Source organism: Flavobacterium sp. RSP15 (genome assembly GCF_003968755.1).
Taxonomy (GTDB): Bacteria; Bacteroidota; Bacteroidia; order Flavobacteriales; family Flavobacteriaceae; genus Flavobacterium.
In genome coordinates this window covers 1-22239 of record NZ_RYDL01000001.1, presented here as the reverse complement: position 1 = coordinate 22239, position 22239 = coordinate 1, and the positions used below count along the sequence as shown (strand labels likewise).

Annotated in this window: 17 protein-coding genes; 6 read left to right on the top strand and 11 right to left on the bottom strand. The window is 33.8% G+C overall.

The window, feature by feature from the left end; all coding sequences use genetic code 11:
* Positions 1-378: 378 nt before the first annotated feature.
* The 4 genes from EKM00_RS00085 to lon form a co-directional block, all read right to left on the bottom strand.
* The gene (locus EKM00_RS00085; protein WP_126451450.1) at positions 379-1755 is read right to left on the bottom strand and encodes a nucleoside permease; all 1377 of its coding nucleotides are present in this window, start codon (positions 1753-1755) and stop codon (positions 379-381) included.
* Between the two features lie 75 nt (positions 1756-1830).
* Positions 1831-2526, bottom strand: coding sequence for a (d)CMP kinase (cmk, locus tag EKM00_RS00080; RefSeq protein ID WP_126514814.1), 696 nt, complete (start codon positions 2524-2526; stop codon positions 1831-1833).
* 34 nt (positions 2527-2560) lie between these two features.
* On the bottom strand, positions 2561-3583 hold the full coding sequence (porQ, locus tag EKM00_RS00075; protein ID WP_126514813.1) for a type IX secretion system protein PorQ: 1023 nt from the start codon (positions 3581-3583) through the stop codon (positions 2561-2563).
* 165 nt (positions 3584-3748) lie between these two features.
* Positions 3749-6199, bottom strand: coding sequence for an endopeptidase La (gene lon, locus EKM00_RS00070; RefSeq protein WP_126514812.1), 2451 nt, complete (start codon positions 6197-6199; stop codon positions 3749-3751).
* Between the two features lie 718 nt (positions 6200-6917).
* Here lon and EKM00_RS15040 point away from each other — a divergent pair.
* A complete protein-coding gene (locus tag EKM00_RS15040; RefSeq protein WP_126514811.1) occupies positions 6918-7238 on the top strand; it encodes a GIN domain-containing protein in 321 nt (106 codons plus the stop codon).
* Entirely contained in the window at positions 7232-7675 is a 444-nt protein-coding gene (locus EKM00_RS15035) for a head GIN domain-containing protein (RefSeq protein ID WP_126451718.1), read from the top strand. The genes EKM00_RS15040 and EKM00_RS15035 overlap by 7 nt, the downstream gene beginning before the upstream one ends.
* Before the next feature lie 18 nt (positions 7676-7693).
* Here the strand turns inward: EKM00_RS15035 and EKM00_RS00055 are convergent, their stop codons facing one another.
* From EKM00_RS00055 to EKM00_RS00030, 6 genes are all read right to left on the bottom strand, one after another.
* Positions 7694-9013 carry an MFS transporter gene (locus EKM00_RS00055; RefSeq protein WP_126451445.1) on the bottom strand — a complete coding sequence of 440 codons (1320 nt, stop codon included), beginning with the start codon at positions 9011-9013 and terminating at the stop codon, positions 7694-7696.
* Positions 9014-9196: 183 nt separating this feature from the next.
* Positions 9197-10012, bottom strand: a complete 816-nt coding sequence (locus EKM00_RS00050; protein WP_126451444.1) for a M48 family metallopeptidase — start codon at positions 10010-10012, stop codon at positions 9197-9199.
* A gap of 87 nt (positions 10013-10099) precedes the next feature.
* Positions 10100-12499 (bottom strand): glycoside hydrolase family 31 protein, encoded by a 2400-nt coding sequence (locus EKM00_RS00045; protein WP_126514810.1) that lies wholly within the window; start codon positions 12497-12499, stop codon positions 10100-10102.
* A 308-nt stretch (positions 12500-12807) separates the two neighbouring features.
* A complete protein-coding gene (gene glgB, locus EKM00_RS00040) occupies positions 12808-14715 on the bottom strand; it encodes a 1,4-alpha-glucan branching protein GlgB (RefSeq protein ID WP_126514809.1) in 1908 nt (635 codons plus the stop codon).
* A 68-nt stretch (positions 14716-14783) separates the two neighbouring features.
* A complete protein-coding gene (locus EKM00_RS00035) occupies positions 14784-16064 on the bottom strand; it encodes a glucose-1-phosphate adenylyltransferase (protein ID WP_126451441.1) in 1281 nt (426 codons plus the stop codon).
* The gene (locus EKM00_RS00030; RefSeq protein WP_126514808.1) at positions 16061-17482 is read right to left on the bottom strand and encodes a glycogen synthase; all 1422 of its coding nucleotides are present in this window, start codon (positions 17480-17482) and stop codon (positions 16061-16063) included. Before EKM00_RS00030 ends, EKM00_RS00035 begins: the two co-directional genes overlap by 4 nt.
* Before the next feature lie 153 nt (positions 17483-17635).
* Between EKM00_RS00030 and EKM00_RS00025 the strand changes: the two genes are divergently transcribed.
* Both EKM00_RS00025 and msrB read left to right on the top strand, forming a co-directional pair.
* Positions 17636-18502 carry an alpha/beta fold hydrolase gene (locus tag EKM00_RS00025; RefSeq protein ID WP_126514807.1) on the top strand — a complete coding sequence of 289 codons (867 nt, stop codon included), beginning with the start codon at positions 17636-17638 and terminating at the stop codon, positions 18500-18502.
* Positions 18503-18540: 38 nt separating this feature from the next.
* Positions 18541-18930: a peptide-methionine (R)-S-oxide reductase MsrB gene (gene msrB, locus EKM00_RS00020; RefSeq protein WP_126514806.1), complete on the top strand. Its 390-nt coding sequence runs from the start codon at positions 18541-18543 to the stop codon at positions 18928-18930.
* A 472-nt stretch (positions 18931-19402) separates the two neighbouring features.
* On the opposite strand, the gene EKM00_RS00015 is transcribed toward msrB, so the two are convergent.
* Positions 19403-21025 (bottom strand): amidase, encoded by a 1623-nt coding sequence (locus EKM00_RS00015; RefSeq protein ID WP_126514805.1) that lies wholly within the window; start codon positions 21023-21025, stop codon positions 19403-19405.
* A gap of 266 nt (positions 21026-21291) precedes the next feature.
* Here EKM00_RS00015 and EKM00_RS00010 point away from each other — a divergent pair, with 266 nt between their 5' ends.
* Together EKM00_RS00010 and EKM00_RS00005 are read left to right on the top strand one after the other, a co-directional pair.
* Positions 21292-21537 carry a hypothetical protein gene (locus EKM00_RS00010; RefSeq protein ID WP_126514804.1) on the top strand — a complete coding sequence of 82 codons (246 nt, stop codon included), beginning with the start codon at positions 21292-21294 and terminating at the stop codon, positions 21535-21537.
* Between the two features lie 172 nt (positions 21538-21709).
* A complete protein-coding gene (locus tag EKM00_RS00005) occupies positions 21710-22150 on the top strand; it encodes a KTSC domain-containing protein (protein ID WP_126451435.1) in 441 nt (146 codons plus the stop codon).
* The last annotated feature ends 89 nt before the right edge of the window (positions 22151-22239 follow it).

The following is a 22239-nucleotide window of genomic DNA, read 5'->3' as shown; positions in this document are numbered from 1 at the left end:
GAAAATTTGTATTCTGTATTCTCTCGAGTTTCTTAATGTGCTAGAAAACAACAGAAGTTGTTTGTATAATTGTGTAATACCTGAAGGAAACTCTTATTCACCAAAAGGACTGCAAAAGTAACACATTTATCTTAATTTGCAAAATAATTTAAATGAGATAATGTATTGTTTTTTAGGAGCAGTACGTTTTGGGATTTTTATGACGATTACTCCCGCTTTCCGCTATATCTTTTATACAGCATCCAGCCTTCAAAAGGCTGGATGCTGTATAAAAGGATGTCGCTTCACTCGGGGCTAGTTATACAAATATTTGATTCCCAGCATAAAAAAACCGATAGCTATTTTTAGTTATCGGTTTTTTTTATTTTTCTTTCCTTTCTAATGACTTACATTTTCAAAATCTACAGGATTGTGTTTGTGCTTGAATAAAACGGCAAAAGCCACGGCAATTATCAATGCATACATAGCAAAAGCCAGCCAAATGGTATGCCAGTCTTTCATAAAAATGGCTTTACTAAACAAACCGTCTGATGTAATTGTATTTCCTTGATTTGAAATAAATTCTAACATCTTTGAATTCGTCGTTTCTGTTTCCAGAAAACCAGCTAAATCTGTAGTATTATTAAATGATTTTGTAAAGTATTTGTCAATAGCCCATCCCGAAGTAAAACTTCCTAAAACCGCTCCAAAACCATTGGTCATCATCATAAACAATCCTTGTGCCGAAGAACGATTTTTTGGATCTGTGGTGGTTTCCACAAATAATGATCCTGATATATTAAAGAAATCAAATGCCATTCCGTATACCACACAGGACATAATAATCATCCACAACCCGTCTGTAGGATTGCCGTAAGCAAATAATCCAAAACGCAATACCCAAGCCAGCATACTGATCAACATCACTTGTTTGATACCAAAACGTCTTAAAAAAAAAGGAATCGCAAGAATAAATAAAGTCTCCGATATTTGAGAAATCGACATGATAATAGTTGAATATTCCACTACGAAAGAATCAGCATATTTTGGAAAATGTTTGAATTCATCCAAGAAAACATCTCCGTACGCATTTGTTAATTGTAATGCGCCTCCTAAAAACATGGAGAAAACAAAGAACAAAGCCATTTTATAATCTGCGAATAACTTAAAGGATTCTAATCCTAGTGTTTCCATCACAGAAGCATTCTCTTTAGACAAGCGCTGCGGTTTACATTTGGGTAACGTAAAAGAGTAAATTCCCAAAAGTACCGCTGCTAAACCTGCAATATAAAATTGATATTCCGTTGCTTTATTTCCGGTCAAATTAGTGATCCACATAGCAACAATAAAACCGATTGTTCCCCAAACCCGTATTGGAGGGAAATTTTTGATTACATCTTTATTGTTTAATTTTAGAGCCGTGTAAGAAATTGAGTTACTCAAAGCAATCGTTGGCATATAAAAACACATTGCTAAAAGCATACTATAAATAAAGGTTTCCGGAGTAGTAACTTGTGGGATAAAAAATAATACTGCAGCATACAAAATATGAAGAATTCCATATAATTTCTCAGCATTTACCCATCGATCAGCAATAATTCCGGTTAGTGTCGGCATAAATAAAGAAGCAATTCCCATAGTTCCAAAAACCAATCCAAATTGAGTTCCTTCCCAATTCTTGGTGCCAAACCAATAATTTGCAATGGTAATCAACCAAGCTCCCCAAACAAAAAACTGAAGAAAACTCATTATTACCAATCTATTTTTAATTCCCATGCGATGAATTGTTTTTTTTATTTTAAAAAATTTACAAGGCGTAAATCTACTATTAAAAATTAAATCTGCAACTAATTATATCGTTTTAGTAATTTCATTTACCAATTCTAAAACAAGCTCAAATTGCTCTTTACGATTTAAATGTGAATTGTCAATTTCTATCGCATCATCGGCCATTATCAAGGGAGAATCTTCCCGGTGAGTATCAATATAATCCCGCTCTTCTACATTTTTGAGAACTTTTTCATACGTGATACTATCGCCCTTTTGAACTAACTCGTCATAGCGTCTTTTTGCTCTTGTACTTGCACTGGAGGTCATGAATATTTTAAGTTCGGCATCCGGAAAAACAACGGTGCCTATATCTCTGCCGTCCATAACAATTGCTTTGTCTTTTCCCATTTCTTTTTGCTGTTCGACTAATTTACTGCGAACCTCAGAAACTTCGGCTACTTTACTGACAAAACTAGACACTTCAATCGTTCTGATTTCAGTTTCGACATTCACATCATTCAAATACATTTCGGCAAAACCCAAATCAGTATTGAATTTAAATTGCAACTTAATATTTGATAAACTATTAATCAATGCTTGTTTATCAAAAAAAGTGGCGCTAACATATCCTTTTTGCATCGCAAAAAAAGTAACGGCACGATACATTGCTCCGGTATCTACAAATACATATCCAAAATGATTTGCGAGTTGTTTGGCTAAAGTACTTTTTCCGGTTGATGAAAAACCGTCAATCGCAATGGTGATTTTTTTGTTCAAAATGTAAAATTTAAAGTTCAATGTTATATCAAAATCATTCTTGAAAATTAATTGTCAATCCAAAAAGGCTTGTATTTCCTGCCAAGGTATATCTTGAATATGAATAATTAAATTTAAGTTTATTTAATTTAAGTCCAAAACCCAATGAAATTCCTGAAAAATTACGTTGCTCGACAATGCGTAATTCTTCGGCTCGTCTAAAATTATATCCCAATCGCAAATTAAGGGCTCTTTTAGGAAAAAGCTCTACTCCCATAATTACATGACGCAAAGCATTATTTACAAATGACACCTTCTCTTCGGTTGATTCTCCATTAAATGAAGATGTAGCTCTAGCTGGATTTGAAAAAGCAATATTCCATTGCTGTAAATTCTCTAAAGTAAGATGCCAGCGAATAGGGACATTTTCTAATTCCTGTGACACTCCTGCGATTATTTCTAGTGGCAGTTTTTCATTTGTACCATTATACGTTGAAAACTGTGTGCCTATATTTCGAATGGACAAAGCCCAATTGACATCATTTTTTTCATCAATAAAAAGAGCGCCTATATCTAACGCACCACCAAAAGAATTATAAATGTCTAAATTTGAAGAAATCAATTTAGCGCTCGCACCAATATGAATATTCGTATAGGGAATATTATAGGCATACCCGAAAGAAAGCGCTATTTCACTTCCAGTAAATGCTGCCGTAGGCTGGCCATTTTCATCAAATCCTTCAAAATTACCATAATTTACATAGTTTACACCCGCCTGAAAGGTCTGTAAATGACGATCGTATGTATACGCGTACGAAGCAGTTCCATAAGTCACTTCATTAAAGTAGCTCCCGTAATTCAGAGCCAGATGATTGTCCATTTCTGCATTTATAGTAGCCGGATTAAAATGGACCTGATTGACATCCTCATCATAAATCGTAATCACTTTCCCGCCTAAAGCTGCCTGTCTTGGTGAGGTCACTAAATTTAAAAACTGATAGGCATACTTTCCTCCTATTTGACTGTAAGACAAAGCACAAACAAAAAGAAAAGAGTACAGATGTATTTTTTTTAGCATGCTTTAAATTGGAGTTTGTATAAGTAAAACGCAACTGCGAAGATAAAATTATAAATACAATAAATGGCAACTTTAAAACTGGTAATTACAAATAAAAAAATCCAAATTCCTTTGCTTGAAAATCAAGTTTTAGAAGTTGGATTTTAAATTTAGAATTTGTTTTTATTACAAATCCTTAGCGTTTTTAACCTTTTGATCAGTTAGAGCATATTTCAATACTTCGCTCATTTCTTTTACATAATGAAAAGAAAGTCCTTCCAGATATTCAGGTTTTATTTCATCAATATCACTCTTATTTTCATGACACAGAATAATTTCTTTAATATTGGCTCTTTTTGCAGCCAAAATCTTTTCTTTGATTCCGCCTACTGGCAATACTTTCCCACGTAAAGTAATTTCTCCTGTCATGGCTAAGTTTTTCTTCACTCGTTTTTGTGTAAATAACGAAACTAAGGACGTCAGCATTGCAATTCCTGCACTTGGTCCATCTTTTGGAGTGGCTCCTTCCGGAACGTGTAAGTGAATGTTATATTTAGAAAGCAGCTCTGAATCCAATCCTAAAAATGATGCATTGGCCTTAATATATTCTAAAGCAATGGTGGCAGATTCTTTCATTACTGTACCCAAGTTTCCGGTAATTGTCATGGTTCCTTTTCCCGGGGAAAGCAACGATTCTATAAACAAAATATCACCGCCAACAGAGGTCCAGGCCAAACCAGTTACTACTCCGGCAACATCATTATTCTCGTATTTATCTCTTTCTAGCCTTGGAACACCTAGTGTTTTTATGATATCGTCATCCGTTACTTTTTTATTATACGCTTCCTCCATTGCAACGGATTTTGCTGCGTTACGGATTACTTGAGCAATTTTAGCTTCTAGGCCACGAACTCCGGATTCACGTGTGTATCCTTCGACAATTTTTTCTAATTGTTTTTTACCAATAGTTAAATCTTTGGTTGTCAAACCATGTTCTTTCAATTGTCTTGGAAACAAATGCTGACGTGCAATTTCTACCTTTTCTTCAATCGTATAGCCTGACATTTTGATGATTTCCATTCTGTCTTTCAACGCAGGTTGAATCGCAGCCATATTATTCGATGTAGCAATAAACATCACTTTAGACAAATCATATCCCATTTCAAGGAAATTATCATAAAAAGAATTGTTTTGTTCCGGATCTAAAACTTCCAATAATGCTGATGACGGATCCCCTTGGTTGCTGTTTGATAATTTATCGATTTCATCCAAAACAAAAACAGGATTTGAGGTTCCGGCTTTTTTCAAGCTTTGGATAATTCGTCCAGGCATGGCACCTATATACGTTTTTCTATGTCCGCGAATTTCCGCTTCATCACGCAACCCACCAAGAGAAATTCTAACATATTTTCGGCCTAAAGCTTCTGCAATAGAGCGTCCAATAGATGTTTTTCCAACTCCGGGAGGTCCTGTCAAACAAATAATTGGGGATTTCATATCATTTCGCAATTTTAAAACTGCCAAATGTTCTATCATTCTTTTCTTAACATCTTCAAGACCAAAATGATCTCTATCTAATATTTTCTGTGCTCTTTTTAAATCGAATTTATCATTAGAATATTCATTCCAGGGCAATTCCAAAAACAACTCCAGATAGTTTCTTTGAGTGCCAAAATCAGGCGCTTGGGGATTCATGCGACGCATTTTAGACAATTCCTTGTCAAAATGTTTTTTAGTTTTTTCATCCCATTTTTTGGTCAAGGACTTCTGTAACATTTCGTCCATTTCCTCTTCCTGAGAAACGCCACCTAATTCTTCCTGAATGGTTTTCATTTGCTGATGCAGGAAATATTCACGCTGTTGTTGGTCTAAATCAAACCGAACTTTAGATTGAATATCATTTTTTAATTCGAGTTTTTGCAACTCAATATTCATGTAGCGAAGCGTTTCTAAAGCCCTTTCTTTCAATTCATTAATCGCCAATAAATCTTGTTTTTCTTTAACTGTCAAATTCATATTCGAAGTCACAAAGTTGACTAAAAACGATTGGCTTTCAATGTTCTTGATGGCAAAAGTAGCTTCACTGGGAATGTTTGGACTTTCTTTTATAATCTGAATCGCTAATTCTTTGATTGAATCCAGAATGGCTACAAATTCAGTATCGTTTTTCTTAGGTCTTTTCTCTGGAACTTCCTTGATTTTTGCAGTAATATAAGATGTTTCGTCAATAACAGTCTCAATCTCAAAACGTTTTTTACCTTGAAGAATTACCGTTATATTCCCGTCAGGCATTTTCAGTACACGCAAAATACGGGCTACTGTACCTATTTTATGAATATCTGCTTTGGTTGGGTCTTCATCTTCCTCATTGATTTGAGCAACAACTCCAATAGTTTTCCCTGCAACGTTAGCGTCATTGATCAATTTAATCGATTTATCGCGTCCCGCAGTAATTGGTATTACAACTCCTGGAAATAAAACCATATTTCGCAAAGGCAATATAGCCAATAATTCAGGTAAAGCCTCATTGTTCATTTCCTCCTCGTCTTCGGGCGTCAAAAGTGGAATTAAATCTGCTTCCGAATCAAATTCCTGAAGTGACAGATTGTCAATAGTAAGTATTTTATGATTTGACATATAGTATTTAAGTCTTTTTGTCATTAAAAAAATTCGTTCTTTAGACAAACATAAGGTTTCAAAGTAGTTTCTTATCTAAATTCCACGTTTACATCTGATTATTTGCACAGCGATATAAGAGGCAATCTTTGTGCCAAAATATAATCTTTATACCACATCATTAATTGGAAAGCGATATTTTACAAACAGTATTGAGCACTTAAATAAAACAACACAAAATACTTCAAAAGAAAAAATAATGTTAACCTCATAAAGGTGTAACAAACAAATAATTTATATGGCGCTATTTGAATTTACCCCCCCCCAAAAAAAATACAAAAGAATTGATTTTGGACTGCTGCAATATAAATCACAAAGTATAGTGCAAAGTTTATCATCGCTTTGCAATAGCAATATATATACTATTGTACCCAATTGTAACATACGTTCATTTTGCTGAAAATGGAATTCAGTAAGATTTCCTGAAGACATTTATTAAAATAAATGATTACAAATAAGAAGTTGCTTTTCGCGCATGATTAAAAAGAGTGGATCCGCTACTGATTTTTAATTTTAAAATAGTTTAAAATATGCCATTAAATTAGAATTTAATTATAATGAATAGGTATCAAACTCAAAAAAAAAGTTTTTTCTAAAAAAAAACTTCTTAATTGGACTATAATCCCCGATTAAAAGCTGTTAAACTAAATCAATTAACGAATAACTAAAAACGTAATTTATGAAAAAATCAATCCAATTGTTTATCAGTTGCATTTTTTTAGTAACAACAATGACTCAAGCACAATGGGTGTCTAACCCAAATATAAAAGGAAACGGAACCCTTATTTCTGAAAAAAGAACCACCACCTCATATTATAAAATTACAGTTGCAGGATTTTTTAATGTCGAATTAATTTTAGCAAATGAAAAAAACATTACGATAAAAGGCGAAGAAAATTTATTGCCTAATATCAAAGTTGAAGTTATTGATCAAGTATTGAAAATTGCTGCCGAGAAAAAAATAAATACATCAGTACCAGCAAAGGAAAATAAATTGTAACCAGTGTCTCATTTGAAAGTATTAGTCAAGTTTCACTGGCGGGATCAGGTGATATTATCAGTAAAAGCAACATCAAATCAAAATCATTTTCAGCACAATTAAATGGTTCTGGAGATTTACATTTAAATTTTGAAGCCACTGACTTCAAAATCAATTTAAGTGGCTCCGGAGATATTATTTTAAAAGGTCTGGCAGAAAATTTTGATAGTTCGTTAAATGGCTCTGGAGATATAGACGCTTCTGGTTTGAAAGCTAAAAATGTTACTTCAACTATTTCTGGTTCTGGAGACAGTAAAATATATTGTACCAAAAGTATTTATGCAAGAGTTTCAGGATCGGGAGATATAGAGTACAAAGGCGATCCAAAAAAAAAGATACTAAAGTGGACGGCTCGCGTCATATTTCAAAGTCTTGACTTTGGCTGTATACTTTTATAACATAGGGTTTTTATTAATTTAGAATCCTTTTTTTTGAACTCTTTTTAACAACACAACTGCCAAAACAAAGAATATCCCCAGAAACACAATGGCAAGCCTTGGGCTGCCGGTAATCTGGTCAATAATACCATATACCAGCATTCCTATTACAATTCCAATTTTTTCAGCAACATCATAAAAACTAAAAAAAGAGGCCGTATCCTCTGTTTCTGGTAATAATTTAGAATAAGTAGAACGTGATAAAGCCTGAATTCCTCCCATCACTAAACCTGCAATAGAGGCCATTACATAAAAATGTATGGGTAAAGTAATAAAATATGCAAGTGCGCAAAATACGGCCCAAATACAGTTAATACCTATTAAAGTGGGAATATTGCCAAATTTTTCTGAAGCTCTAGAAGTTAGAACTGCACCAAGAATTGCCACTAATTGTATTATTAATATGCAAATAATCAATCCCGTTGTACTCTCCGCTTTAGATGACCAAGCGATTTCTTGAGCTCCAAAATAAGTAGCAACAAGCATCACTGTTTGCACCGCCATACTTGAAACAAAAAAACTTCCTAAATATCGCTTTAATGTACTGTTTTCATTTAATAAAAACCATACTTTTTTTAACTCTTTAAAACCATTAAAAACAACATGATGCGTCACTTTCCGATTGGCATTTTTATTACCTTTAGGTAAAAAATAATAGGTGTACTGACTAAATAAAATCCACCAAAATCCGACCATAACAAAGGAATATCGCATGGCTTTCATTGCTGCTTCACCTTCGGTTCCTGTTATTCCAAAAAGTTTTGGTTTCATAATCATCGCTAAATTCACAATCAAGAGAATAACACTCCCTATATATCCCAATGAATACCCATAGGCACTAATTTTATCTTGTTGCTCCACATAAGCTATGTCTGGCAAATAGGAATTATAAAAAACCAAACTTCCCCAATATCCAATCAATCCCAGAAAATAGAATGCCAATCCAATGTATATATTTTCAAGATTAAACCAATACAACCCCATACAAGACAATGCTCCAAGGTAACAAAAGAATTTCATAAATGATTTTTTGTCTCCCACATAATCCGCAATACCAGACAATAAAGGTGAAATAAAAGCCACTAGTAAAAAGGCAAAAGCGGTAACAAAGCTGATTAAAGCTGAATTTTTGAGATGCAAACCAAAAACATCGATGTAATGATCTCGCTCAGAAAACAAAGCTTCATAAAAAATTGGAAATACTGCAGATGCAATAGTAAGTGTATAAACTGAATTTGCCCAATCATAGAAGGCCCAAGCATTTAATAATTTTTTACTTCCTTTAGGTAAATCTGTCATGTTTTATTTTTATAACGCGAATTTATTTAATTTTTGACTACCATACTCAGAAAAAATGATAGTAATAAATTATTACAGTATTTTGATGTCTTTTATCTATCACATAATTAAATAAAAAAGGCCACCCTCAGTGAGAATAGCCTTCTTTTAGCTGTTTTATAATAACAATCTGATTTTAAATTGTTATTTAGAAATGATACCCACCTTAGCCGCTAATGCTTTTGCTTCAGGAATTAATGCTTTCAAATTCGCAATTCGGGTAGCATCAGAGGGGTGTGTACTCATGAATTCTGGCGGTGCTTGCCCAGCGGATTGCGCTGACATTCTTTGCCAAAAAACAACTGATTCCTCTGGATTGTATCCTGCAATAGCCATTAAAGTAAGTCCTATTTTATCGGCCTCCGTTTCGTGACCTCTACTAAAAGGTAACATTCCGCCATATTGTGTGGTTACTCCGTAAGCCTGTTGCCAAATTTGTTGATTCTCAGCACTTTTTCCTCCCGTTGCAACAGCAACTCCTACAGCACCTAATTGTTGTAATTGAGCAGCACTCATACGTTGAGCTCCATGATTGGCTAATGCATGCGAAACCTCATGTCCCATTACGGTAGCTAAACCTGCATCATCTTTAGTTATTGGCAGTATTCCGGTATACACTACAATTTTTCCTCCTGGCATACACCATGCATTCACCTCTTTATTGTCTATTAATTTATATTCCCAACGGTAATCCTTCAAATATTGTGATTGATCTAAATATATTAAATATTTTTCTGCAGCAGCTTTAATTCGAAGACCAACTGTTTCCACTTTTTTTGCATCAACAGTTCCAGTAATTACTTTGTTTTCGCTTAAAAAAGTACCATATTGCTGAAATGAGGTTGGAAATAACTCACTATTGGAAACAAAATTTAAGCTTTTTTTTCCTGTAAGCGGATTAGTTGCACAAGAGGATAAAATACTAAGAGATAAAACCCCTACTATTAAATGCTTTTTCATGATTTTATTATTTTAAATGTCATACAAAAATACAATTATTAATACTTTATAATTTATAAAATTAAACTTAAAAGTATCATTTTTTTGTTATTCACCAAGAATATACAAAGCTGTAAAGCCTTTATCAACAATTAAATAGCCTTCATTATCCAAAGTAATTTTATCAAATACAACTTCAACGTTATCAATTTCTATTGTTTTGACTTTAAAAGGAAGTCCGATCAAATTTAATTTATACTTAGAATAATTAGTGTCGTATTTTCCTTCTTTATGCAACTGAATGATCAGTTCCTTCTCTTTTCCGGTTGCTTGAAAGGACAAAAAGCTATACCGTCCTTTTTTATAATCATATCCATCTTGCGCATCTTCATAAACCACTGATTTCTCTTTTCCTTCGTGATAATAAATATCAAGTGTTAACTCATCAAACTCCAGCTCGCCAACATATTGTTGAACCGGATATTTAGGAATGATTGCTCCTCCTTTTACAAAAATTGGAATTTCATCAAACTTAGTACCGACCCATATTTCTTTTCCGCCCTTGACCAATTCGTTGGTCCAATAATTATACCATTGTCCACGAGGAATATACATGCGCCTTCCTACTGAATTAGGTTCTAAAATAGGACAAACAAGAATTTGATTTCCAAAAACAAATTCGTCATTTCTATAATGCGTTTGAATATCTTCCTGATCATAATACACTAATGGCTTTAACATAGGAATTCCTTCCTCAATATATTGCCAAAACATGGTGTATAAATAAGGTAATAATTGGTATCTTAAATTCACGAACTTTCTCGTGATATCGATCACTTCTTCATCAAAAGCCCATGGTTCCTGATCGCCGTGATCTCCTGAGGAATGAGTTCTGCAAAAAGGATGAAAAACACCCAATTGAATCCAACGGGCATACAATTCGCCTGATGGTTGCTCTGCAAATCCGCCAATATCTGATCCTGTAAAACCCATACCAGATAGAGACATGCGTTGCACCTGAATATTTGCAATCCATAAATGTTCCCAAGTGGCTACATTATCTCCAGTCCAAGAAGAGGTGTACCGTTGTGCTCCTGCGTATGCTGACCTTGTTATTACAAAAGGTCTTTTTGGATATGCAAATCGTTTCACACCATGATAGGTTGCTCTGGCCATTTGTGTACCATAAATATTATGTGCTTTTCTATGACTGCAAGGGTTTCCGTCGTAATCATGGCGCACATCCATTGGAAATGTCTTGTTAGGAACCTCCATTACTGCGGGTTCATTCATGTCATTCCAAACTCCTTTTACTCCAATTTCCGAAATTAATTCTTTGAACAATCCAGCCCACCACTCCCTTACCGCAGGGTTTGTATAATCCGGAAAATTACATTCTCCCGGCCATACTTTTCCTTTCATGTATGGACCGTCAGCTCTTTTGCAGAAATAATCATTTTCTAAAGCTTCTTGATATACCGAATATTCTTTGTCAATTTTTATTCCAGGATCGATAATTACAACTGTTTTGAAACCATCTTCGGCTAACTCAGCCACCATTCTTTTTGGATCCGGAAAAAATTCTTTGTTCCAAGTAAAACATCGAAAACCTTCCATATAATCAATATCCAAATACAGTGCGTCACACGGAATTTTCAACTCTCTGAATTTAGCTGCAACTTCTTTTAAATTACTTTCCGGATAATAACTCCATTTACATTGATGGTATCCAAGTGCCCAAAGTGGTGGCAATTCTGGCTTACCGGTCAAATCGGTATATGTAGTAACCACATTTTGCATTTGGGGTCCGTAAATGAAATAATAATTCATTTCTCCACCTTCAGCCCAATAACTGGTTACATTTCTTCTTTCGTGACAAAAATCAAAATAGGTTCTAAAAGTATTATCAAAAAAAATACCGTAGGATTTCTTGTTTCGTAATCCAATATAAAATGGAACAACTTTGTATAAGGGCTCTCGGTCTTTTTGAAAGGCATATTGATCTGTTGCAAAATTTTCCAGTCTTTTTCCTTTCAAATTCATTTGGGTTGCTTTGTCACCAAGTCCGTAAAAACATTCCCCGTCTTTTGAAGCCTTACTCATTTTGACAATGTTGCCACCATATTCATAGCTCTCTTCCCAATGAAATCCGAGCTCATCTTCTAAAATAATATTTTCTTCTAGATCATAAATAGATACTCTCATGTCTATTTTTTGAATCCTGCATTGTACCTTACTGGTTTTTATCTGATAATACTCTTCTGCTTCAGAAACTTCCAGAAAATTATAACCATGAGAATGACTTTTATCAATTGCATAAGAAAAATCATTGCTAAAATACCCTTTTGTTGTAAATCTAAATCGGATTAAACTATCTCTTAATATGGTTACTTTCAAGATGACACTATTATCGGTATGAAAATAGATTGAATCAACTTCCTGTTCAAAAGAAATTATTTTTGTGGGATATAAATCTCCTTTATATTCTAATTCTGTATTTGTAATCATGTTTTATGGTATTAATTTTAATCTTTTTCTAGCCTTCAAACTTACGAAATTACTTTGTAAACAGTTATATGTGTGTGGTTTATTAACGAAAACGTTATAGTTTTTAGACGCTTAAATTTAGAGATAAATAGGTGTGTGTTTTAAAACAAAGAAGGTAAGAGATTGGGAGTCAAAATCAAAAAAACGATAAATCAACACTAAATTTAAATTAGTTGTTACATCTACATAATTAATCTTTAAATGCTCTTAACATCTAATTCTCATTGTAATCTGAAATTCTTTTAACCTCTAAATCACTTTGTTAAAAATTATCTAATTTTAAAAACAACAACACTTAATGGCGGTAATAGCAATTCCGCAGAATAATCTCTTCCATCATAAGGCAATGCCTCAATAGCTGTTTTAGTAGTGTTAGAAACGCCACTTCCTCCATAATTTGAAGCATCACTGTTAAAAATCTCTGTTAATTTTCCTTTTTTAGGTAAACCAATTCGATAATCAGGGCGCACCACTTGCGTGAAATTGCACACTACAATTATATCGTTTTTTGGATCATTTCCTTTTCGAATGAAAGACATCACCGCATTTTGATGATCCGAATAATTAATCCATTCAAAACCTTCCGGACTGAATTGTTTTTCGTGTAATGCAGGATGTACTTTATACAATTTATTCAAATCCGTAATTAATTTTTTTACGCCCTCATGATAGGGATATTGCAATAAATGCCAGTCTAAACTTCCTTCAAAATTCCATTCGTTGCTTTGTCCAAATTCACTTCCCATGAACAATAATTTAGATCCGGGATGCATAAACATGTAACCATAAAGTAATCTTAAATTCGCAAATTTCTGCCATTCATCTCCCGGCATTCTTCCTGCTATAGATTTTTTTCCGTACACTACTTCGTCATGCGAAAGCGGTAACATAAAATTTTCCGAAAAAGTATAGGTCATCGAGAAAGTCAAATCATTTTGATGATACTTTCTGTACACCGTGTCTTTTTGAAAATATTCCAAAGTATCGTGCATCCAACCCATCATCCATTTCATTCCAAAACCCAAACCTCCGATAGATGTTGGTCTCGAAACCATTGGGAACGAAGTACTTTCCTCAGCTATGGTTTGAACGCCTTCATAATTTAGATACACGGCTTCATTAAACTCTTTCAGGAAACTAATAGTATCTAGATTTTCTCTTCCACCATAAATATTAGGTTCCCATTCGCCTTCTTTTCTGGAATAATCTAGATACAACATCGAGGCAACGGCATCTACCCGCAAAGCATCCGCATGGTAATGGTGTAACCAAAATAACGCATTACTAATCAAAAAAGAGCGAACCTCATTTCGTCCATAATTGAAAACTAAACTTTTCCAATCCGGATGATAGCCTTTTTTACGATCTGGATGTTCAAAAAGATTGGAACCGTCAAAAAATCCTAAACCATGTGCATCATCTGGAAAATGAGAGGGTACCCAATCCAGGATTACCCCAATTCCTGCTTCGTGCAATTTATCTACTAAATGCATGAATTCCTGTGGATTCCCAAAACGGGAAGTTGGTGCAAAATATCCCACTAATTGATAGCCCCAAGACGGATCGTATGGATATTCCATGATGGGCATGAACTCCACGTGCGTAAATCCAGTTTCTTTTATATAATATACTAAATCTTCGGCAAATTCGAGATACGTCAGAAACCGATTTTCTTCTGCATGCCGTTTCCAGGATCCTAAATGGACTTCATATACTGAATAAGGCTTGTCTAAACCATTGTGGTTCTGACGCGTTTTCATCCAGTTTTTGTCTTTCCATTGATACTCTAAATCCCAGACTACTGAGGCAGTGTGTGGTGGTTTTTCACAATAAAAAGCAAACGGATCCGCTTTCTCTGTTATGATTCCACCATTATTAGATTGTATTTTATATTTATAGGTTGTCCCTTTTTTGATGTTTGGAATAAATCCTTCCCAAATGCCAGAGGAGTCCCAGCGAACTTCCAACAGATGTTTACCTTGTGTCCAGAAATTGAAATCCCCAACTACAGAAACAGACTGAGCTGTTGGCGCCCAAACCGCAAAATAAACACCGTCTGTTCCATCAACTGAAAGAAGATGTGCACCTAGTTTTTCATACAGACGAAAATGTTTCCCTGATTTGAATAATTCAATATCGAAATCGGTAAAAAGGGAATGCGAGATAACTTTGCTCATATAACAATTGTATGCTTCTGCTTTGTGTAAAAATCAGAATATTAGTGTAAGAAAAACAGTTTTTAGTGTTACTTAATAATGTAATTGTCTGGTATAACTGCTCCTTTTTTGATAACAACAATTCCATCTTTTATGGCATACAACTCATTAGAAAAATCTTCTAGATGGTTTCCACCATTGATATATACATCATTACCAATTCTGCAGTTTTTATCCACGAGAGCATTACTTATAAAACATCTTTCCCCAATTCCAACCAATTGTCTGTCGCTTTTAAGATCTTCATTCATATCATCAATATTCTGATAGAAATCATTACCCATTACGTAGCTGTTTTGAATGATAGTTCCCTCCCCTATTCTGGATCGAATACCAATTACAGAACGATTAATTTCTTTGGCATTCAAAATGCAACCTTCTGAAATCAATGATTTATCAACCATTGTTTTTTGGAATTTTGATGGCGGCAATAATCTTGGTCTGGTATAAATTTTATTAGTATCATCAAATAAATTAAATTTTGGCAAGTCATCCGTAAGTCCAATATTCGCTTCAAAAAAGGAATCTATATTACCAATATCCGTCCAATATCCTTCATATTGATAACTTAAAATCTTTCTGTGGCCTACCGCTTGCGGAATAATTTCTTTGCCAAAATCTTTGGTTTCTTTATTGGACATGATATCGACCAACAGTTTTTTGTTGAAGATGTAAATTCCCATCGAAGCCAAGTAATTTTTCCCTTCACTTTTCATTTGTTCACTCACATCCGATTCCCAATCCGGTAATAATTCCTTCGCTGGTTTTTCGATAAAGGATTCAATACAGCTTTCGGAGTTTGTTTTTAATATCCCAAATTCAGGCGCATCTTTAGCATTTACTGGCAAAGTAGCAATAGAGATATCAGCTTCGTTCTTAATGTGTTCTTCTAACATATCGTTGAAATCCATTTGGTACAACTGATCTCCGGAAAGTATCAACGCATAATCGAAATCATGGTTTAAGAAATGAGGCATACATTGTCTTACGGCATCGGCAGTCCCTTGAAACCAGGTTGGATTATCAGGAGTTTGTTCAGCAGCAAGAATATCAACAAAGGCATGGCTAAAAATACTAAAGTTATAGGTGTTTTTTATGTGTGCATTCAGGGAAGCCGAATTAAATTGTGTCAATACAAACATTCTGTAAATATCTGAATTCATACAATTTGAAATAGGAATATCTACCAATCGGTATTTTCCTCCTATTGGTACAGCTGGTTTTGATCGTGATTCTGTCAAGGGATACAATCTTGAACCTTGTCCTCCACCTAAAATAATTGCAATAACATTTTTCTTTTTGGGTTTCATTTCTTGTTGCTTATTAGTTTGTACATTTCTATATATTCCTGACAAACACGCTCCCATGAATGGTCTGTGTTCATTCCTATTTTTCTAATTTTGTTCAGATGTTCTTTATCATCATATAAATTGACGGCTCTTTGAATAGAATAACAAACATCACCAACTGTGGCCTGATCGTGGCAAATTCCGTTTCCGTCATCGCCAAAATCAACAACTGTATCTCTTAACCCACCAGTTCGTCTCACAATGGGAATTGTTCCGTAGCGCAACGAATACATTTGGTTTAAACCGCAAGGCTCTACTCTGGAAGGCATTAATAAAAAATCAGAACCGGCGTAAATCAAATGTGCTAATTCTTCATTATAACCAATAAACGTATTGTAATTTCCTTTGTAATCTTGTAGCAAAGTATTCAATTGTTTTTCAATAATTGTACTTCCGGATCCTAAAATCAAAATATTAATTTGTTGATAATTCTCAGATAAAACAAGAGCTGCGGCTGGTGGTAATAAATCCCCTCCTTTTTCTTCTAATAATCTTCCAATAAAACTAAAAAGTGGTTTTGTTGGATCTAAATTAAAGAGTTTGCATAATTTTTCTTTATTCTCCTGTTTTCCTTTTTCAAAATTTTTAATCGAATAGTTTTTTTCTATCATCGCGTCTTTTTCCGGATCCCAAACTTCAATATCAATTCCGTTCAAAATCCCTTTAGACTTATACCGAACCAAATTAAATAGTGATTCCAGACCATTTGCTGAATAGTTGATTTCATTTAGATAATTTGGAGAAACTGTGGTAACAGCCCAAGCACATTTTATGGCTACTGCCAATGAATTAATGCAATTATCCCATTCTAAAACATTTACGTGAGCCAAATCAAATTCGGGTAAATAATATAATTTATTAAACCCAAACTGCCCTTGGTATAAACCATTATGAATGGTAATCATGGAAGGAATATTTCGTAATTTTTCGTATTTGTGACAATACAACATCATAAATGGAATCATACCCGTATGATGATCATGACAATTAATTACATCCGGAACTTCATTTCTACCTATAATCCAATCCAAAGTGGCGATCTGGAAAGACAAAAAACGTTCAATATCATCTTCGTAACCATACACGTCTTTCCTGTCGAATAAATCCGGAATGTCAACCAAATACAATTCAAATCCTAGTTGGTCTGTTTTTTCTTTTAGAATACTGTACGGAAAATTAAAATTTCCAAGTTTTACAGAACTCCAATGAACACATTCAAACTCATTTTCTTTTTTAAACTTTGTGTCATAACAAGGTATTACAACCCTTACACGATGCTCTGCATTATTTTGATATTTTGGTAATGCGCCAACTACATCAGCTAAACCTCCTACTTTTGCAACAGGATAACACTCTGCACTGATATGAAATATTTCCATGTATGAACTTTTGATATTTTTAATTAATTTTAACCCCTATTTTAGTCTTTTATATAAATACGCCTGAAAACTTTCTAAAAAATACTACTTTTATGTTTTTCTAAATTTACTAAAAAAATTATAATATAATAACCTGCTTGAAAATTTATTAAAATGACAAAAAAGTCTTCTAATCATACCCAATCATTGAAAATTCCTAAAATTATTTTATTAACCAGTAAATTAATCTCTTTTATTTCACCAAAACTAATTACATTATTTGCAGCTAAACTGTTTACTACACCCATAAAACATAAGATTCCAAAAAGAGAGTTAGAAATGGATCGAAATAGTATACAAAAATTAATTTCAATTCCGGCAATTGGCAAAGAAGTTGTTGTGTATGAATATGGAAAAAGTGACAAGAAAATTTTATTAGTTCATGGTTGGTCAGGACGTGGAACTCAATTATTCAAAATAGCGGATGAATTGCTTAAAGCCGGATATTCTACGATCAGTTTTGATGCTCCTGCACATGGAAAATCACCTGGAAAAACGACTATTATGGTCGACTTTATTGATACAATTTTAGAAATAGAGAAGCAATTTGGGCCCTTTGAAGCAGCTATTGGTCATTCATTAGGAGGAATGTCCGTTTTGAACGCCATAAAAAAAGGTTTAAAAGTAAATCATGCCGTAGTGATTGGCAGTGGTGATGTTGTAGAAGATATTATAGATGATTTTGTGGCAAAATTACAATTGAAACCTAATGTAAGTACTCTTTTGCGTTTGCATTTCGAAAAAAAATACGGAGAAAAAATGAATAGTTATTCTGCTTTTTTGGCTGCAAAAGAAACAGCGATTCCTATTTTAGTAATACATGATAACCTTGATCCTGAAGTTTCCGTAAAGGCTGGAATTCACATTCATAAATATTTAAAAAATGGAGAGTTACTATTAACAGACGGATTAGGACATAGAAAGATTCTAGGCAACCTTAAAGTAATTGAAAAAACAGTTCAATTCATCCAAAATAAATAATTGAAATACAACACTATACAATTAATAAAAAAATAATCATGAAATATCCTTTAGAAAAAACAGAACAAGAATGGAAAGAAAAATTAGGAGCAGAACGGTATAGAATTCTTCGACAAAAAGGAACTGAATACCCACATACTGGAACTTATAACTTACATTACGAAAAAGGAACCTATTGCTGTGGTGCCTGCGGTGAATCTTTGTTCGAAAGCAACTCTAAATTTGATGCCCATTGCGGTTGGCCTTCATTTGACGAATCCATTCCTGGAAAAGTAGAATATATTTCTGATGTAACACTTGGTATGAAACGCACTGAAATCCTTTGTGCTAATTGTGGCAGCCATTTAGGACACGTTTTTGATGACGGACCTACAAAAACCGGACAACGCTATTGCGTGAATTCTTTATCAGTGGACTTCAAAGAATAGTGATACGGATTTATTTGAAAATGCAACGGAATGGGATAAAAATTTAGAATCATTATAACAAACAAGTAATAACCATGGTATAATGTCGTATTTTAAAATCAGGATAAAATTATGTAACAATCTGATTTAAAGCTGTTTTACTTAAAGTTAATTCTTTTGACTTTACGACTTTTAAACTTTCGACTTACTTATATAGGCAAAAAACATCCGTTGGAGTTAGAGTAGTGCCCAGAATTTGATTAATCCCAGAATCCGAAGACGGAATCAAAGCTGAGAAACAACTCTTGCAAGTTTTACCAAAAGAAATCTGGGACGAAATTGGGAAGAGCCATTTTCTTTTTAGGAAGAGAAATTTGTGGGCCTCAGCACAAATGTCCGGAATGCCCGATTAATTCCATTTGTGAGTATTATAAAAAAAATAAAAGGGTAAAAGGTAATTCACCCTTTTACCCTTTTAAATACCTATGAAATATTATAAAAAAGAAGGTTTAAGTCCCGGTTTTATTCTCTTTTTAGATACTTGTTCATACGCATAGCCCAATCCTATTAATTTCCCTTCTGTATACGGCATACCAAAAAATGATAAACCAACGGGTAGATCATAAGCCAGTCCGCAAGGAACTGTAATATGTGGATAGCCACTTGCTGCAGCAGGAGAAGTTAAAGAATATCCTCCCCAACGATCTCCGTAGATCATATCAATACTGCAAGCAGGTCCCATGGTGATTCCACAAATAGCGTCTAATTTATTTTCTTTAAAAACTGTATTTAGCACACTTTTACTTCCTTCGAAACTTACGGTTAATGCTTCCAGATATTTTTTGTCCTCTAATCCTTTTTTAGCATTAGAACTTTCTAATGTTTCTTGCTTAAAATACGGCATTGCCTTATCTTCATTAGCAGTATTAAAATCGATAACATCTTTCAAACTTTTTACTTTTGCATTGGCTGTAGCCAAATAGGTATTCAATCCATCTTTAAATTCATATTGTAAAACTTCGAATTCGGCCTGACCCAAAGCATTAATTTTCTCCAAATAGTCAATTTCGATAATAATAGCTCCTTGTTTTTTTAGCAGATTGACAGCATCATCTAAAAGTGCATTAATGTATTTATTATTTCCTTGTGGCTTTTTTTCAATACCAATACGCTTGCCTTTCAAAGCATTTTTATCTAAAAAAGTTGTATAATCCTTCTGTGCTTTCCCTTTACTTTCAAGGGTTACAGTATCATCTTGGTCTACAGCAGCAATTACGCCTAATAAAATAGCAGCATCCGTTACGGTTCTGGCCATTGGACCAGCCGTATCTTGTGTTTTTGAAATTGGAATAATCCCAGATCGACTAACCAGACCTACAGTAGGTTTAATCCCTACAACTCCGTTTACCGAAGCTGGACAAACAATAGAACCATCCGTTTCTGTCCCAACAGCAACAACACAAAGATTGGCTGAGACTGCTGCTCCTGAACCAGCACTGGAACCGCACGGATTATGATCTAAAATATAGGGGTTTTTAGTCTGACCGCCTCTACTGCTCCAACCGGAACAGGATTGGGTAGAACGAAAATTAGCCCATTCACTTAAATTTGTTTTTCCAATGATTACTGCGCCGGCTTCTCTGAGTTTTTTAACGACAAAAGCATCTTTTGAAGCACTATTTCCTGCCATTGCCAAAGATCCAGCCGTGGTTAGCATTTTATCCGCTGTGTCTATGTTGTCTTTTATTAAAACGGGGATTCCATGCAAAGGACCTCTGCTTTTACCTGCTTTTAACTCTTTATCCATTGCAAGAGCTATAGCCAATGCATCTGGATTGACTTCGATGACTGAATGCAATTGAGGCCCATTGGTATCAATAGCTTCAATCCGTTTTAAGTATAATTGCACTAATTGTTCTGAAGTATATTTACCAGAAATTAATTTCTCCCTAACACTGCTGATGGTTTCTTCGTCTAGTTCAAAAACGGCATTAAAATCTTCAACAGATACTAAATTTTCGTTCTTTTTGGTACCGGAGGTACAGCCTGTAATCAAAAAAGTAGTTAAACCTGCAGATGCAAGTGTTGCGGTAGTTAAAAAAGATCTTCTTTTCATAGATTGTCAAATAAATATTTATATACTTTTAATTTCGTTAACATTGAACGCTGTTTGAAATAGATGCATTCAATTTAACTTCTAAATTAGTTTTTTTTTGATAAAATCAGTTCATTATTAAATGAAATAAAAGTTAAAGTTTACAGTGGAATAAAATTGGAATAAAAAACTAGAATACTAAAAGCAATAGAGTCAGGCTTAATTGTAGCAATACATTCAATAATTGATTAACTTTGCCAATTAGAATTATATAAAATCAAATTGATATGACAAAGTCTTCACAAGAACAAATGCTGCAAAAAGGAGTTTATACAGGAATCATAGAAAAAGATGAAAACAAAAATTTTTTCTGTGGTACCTATCTTCTGGACTATAAAATGGCTCAAAAACACAGTATTGGAGATTGGATTACGATAAAATCAATCATCGAAAATCCGAGTGATATCAGTTATAATAAATATCCGAAAAAATCCAAAAATTTCGATAAAGCAAACAATAAGCCCCAACAATAAAACTTTTTTAGTTTTTATTCCTTAAATATATCGTTTCAAAAGACTTTTTTTTAAAAATCTATTGGTCTGAAACCAAAAAAATAAAAAAAAGTGTACCTTTGCAAAAAATTTGTCGCTTTTTGAAATTAAATCACATTGATTTTATAGTAAAAGACAAGTAGTTACCTTATTTATGAAAAAAATAGTTGAATACCGAAAACTGCTAAATGTAGACAAAACTGCAGAGCTGAAAGATTTGAAAACGATATATCGTAATGCGATGAAAGAAGCGCATCCTGATAAATTTCAAGGAGATGAAACTGGTTTAAAAGCAGCTGAAGAAAACAGTAAAAAAATTATTGAAGCTTATCATTTCTTAGTGAGTATCAATCCTGAAACTCTAAAACAAAACTTACCGGAATACACTGAAACTATTGCAACTGCAAAAATTACAGATTATAAGTTCGTGGAAGGACGATTAATCATCAATTTTTCAAATGGAAGTGTTTACGAATATATTAGTGTGCCTAAAGCTACTTACGTAAAAATGGTAAATGCTGAATCTCCTGGAAGATTTGCAAAAAGACACATCCTGAATTCCTTTACTTGGAGAAAAACAATCAATCAAGATTAATTTTTTTTAAGTTGTCTTGTCCTGAATAACCGATACAGATTATTAGATAAAAATATTTAATTAAACACTTGCAAAAACGTTTTTGCAAG

Excerpts from the sequence above, each read along its gene's own strand:
- glgB (WP_126514809.1), bottom strand. The coding sequence starts at position 14,715 with ATGAGCAAAGTTATCTCGCATTCCCTTTTTACCGATTTCGATATTGAA.
- EKM00_RS00035 (WP_126451441.1), bottom strand. The coding sequence starts at position 16,064 with ATGAAACCCAAAAAGAAAAATGTTATTGCAATTATTTTAGGTGGAGGA.
- lon (WP_126514812.1), bottom strand. The coding sequence starts at position 6,199 with ATGTCAAATCATAAAATACTTACTATTGACAATCTGTCACTTCAGGAA.
- EKM00_RS00030 (WP_126514808.1), bottom strand. The coding sequence starts at position 17,482 with ATGGAAATATTTCATATCAGTGCAGAGTGTTATCCTGTTGCAAAAGTA.
- EKM00_RS00015 (WP_126514805.1), bottom strand. The coding sequence starts at position 21,025 with ATGAAAAGAAGATCTTTTTTAACTACCGCAACACTTGCATCTGCAGGT.
- EKM00_RS00055 (WP_126451445.1), bottom strand. The coding sequence starts at position 9,013 with ATGACAGATTTACCTAAAGGAAGTAAAAAATTATTAAATGCTTGGGCC.
- EKM00_RS00010 (WP_126514804.1), top strand. The coding sequence starts at position 21,292 with ATGACAAAGTCTTCACAAGAACAAATGCTGCAAAAAGGAGTTTATACA.
- msrB (WP_126514806.1), top strand. The coding sequence starts at position 18,541 with ATGAAATATCCTTTAGAAAAAACAGAACAAGAATGGAAAGAAAAATTA.
- porQ (WP_126514813.1), bottom strand. The coding sequence starts at position 3,583 with ATGCTAAAAAAAATACATCTGTACTCTTTTCTTTTTGTTTGTGCTTTG.
- EKM00_RS00025 (WP_126514807.1), top strand. The coding sequence starts at position 17,636 with ATGACAAAAAAGTCTTCTAATCATACCCAATCATTGAAAATTCCTAAA.
- EKM00_RS00050 (WP_126451444.1), bottom strand. The coding sequence starts at position 10,012 with ATGAAAAAGCATTTAATAGTAGGGGTTTTATCTCTTAGTATTTTATCC.
- EKM00_RS15040 (WP_126514811.1), top strand. The coding sequence starts at position 6,918 with ATGAAAAAATCAATCCAATTGTTTATCAGTTGCATTTTTTTAGTAACA.
- EKM00_RS00005 (WP_126451435.1), top strand. The coding sequence starts at position 21,710 with ATGAAAAAAATAGTTGAATACCGAAAACTGCTAAATGTAGACAAAACT.
- EKM00_RS00045 (WP_126514810.1), bottom strand. The coding sequence starts at position 12,499 with ATGATTACAAATACAGAATTAGAATATAAAGGAGATTTATATCCCACA.
- EKM00_RS00085 (WP_126451450.1), bottom strand. The coding sequence starts at position 1,755 with ATGGGAATTAAAAATAGATTGGTAATAATGAGTTTTCTTCAGTTTTTT.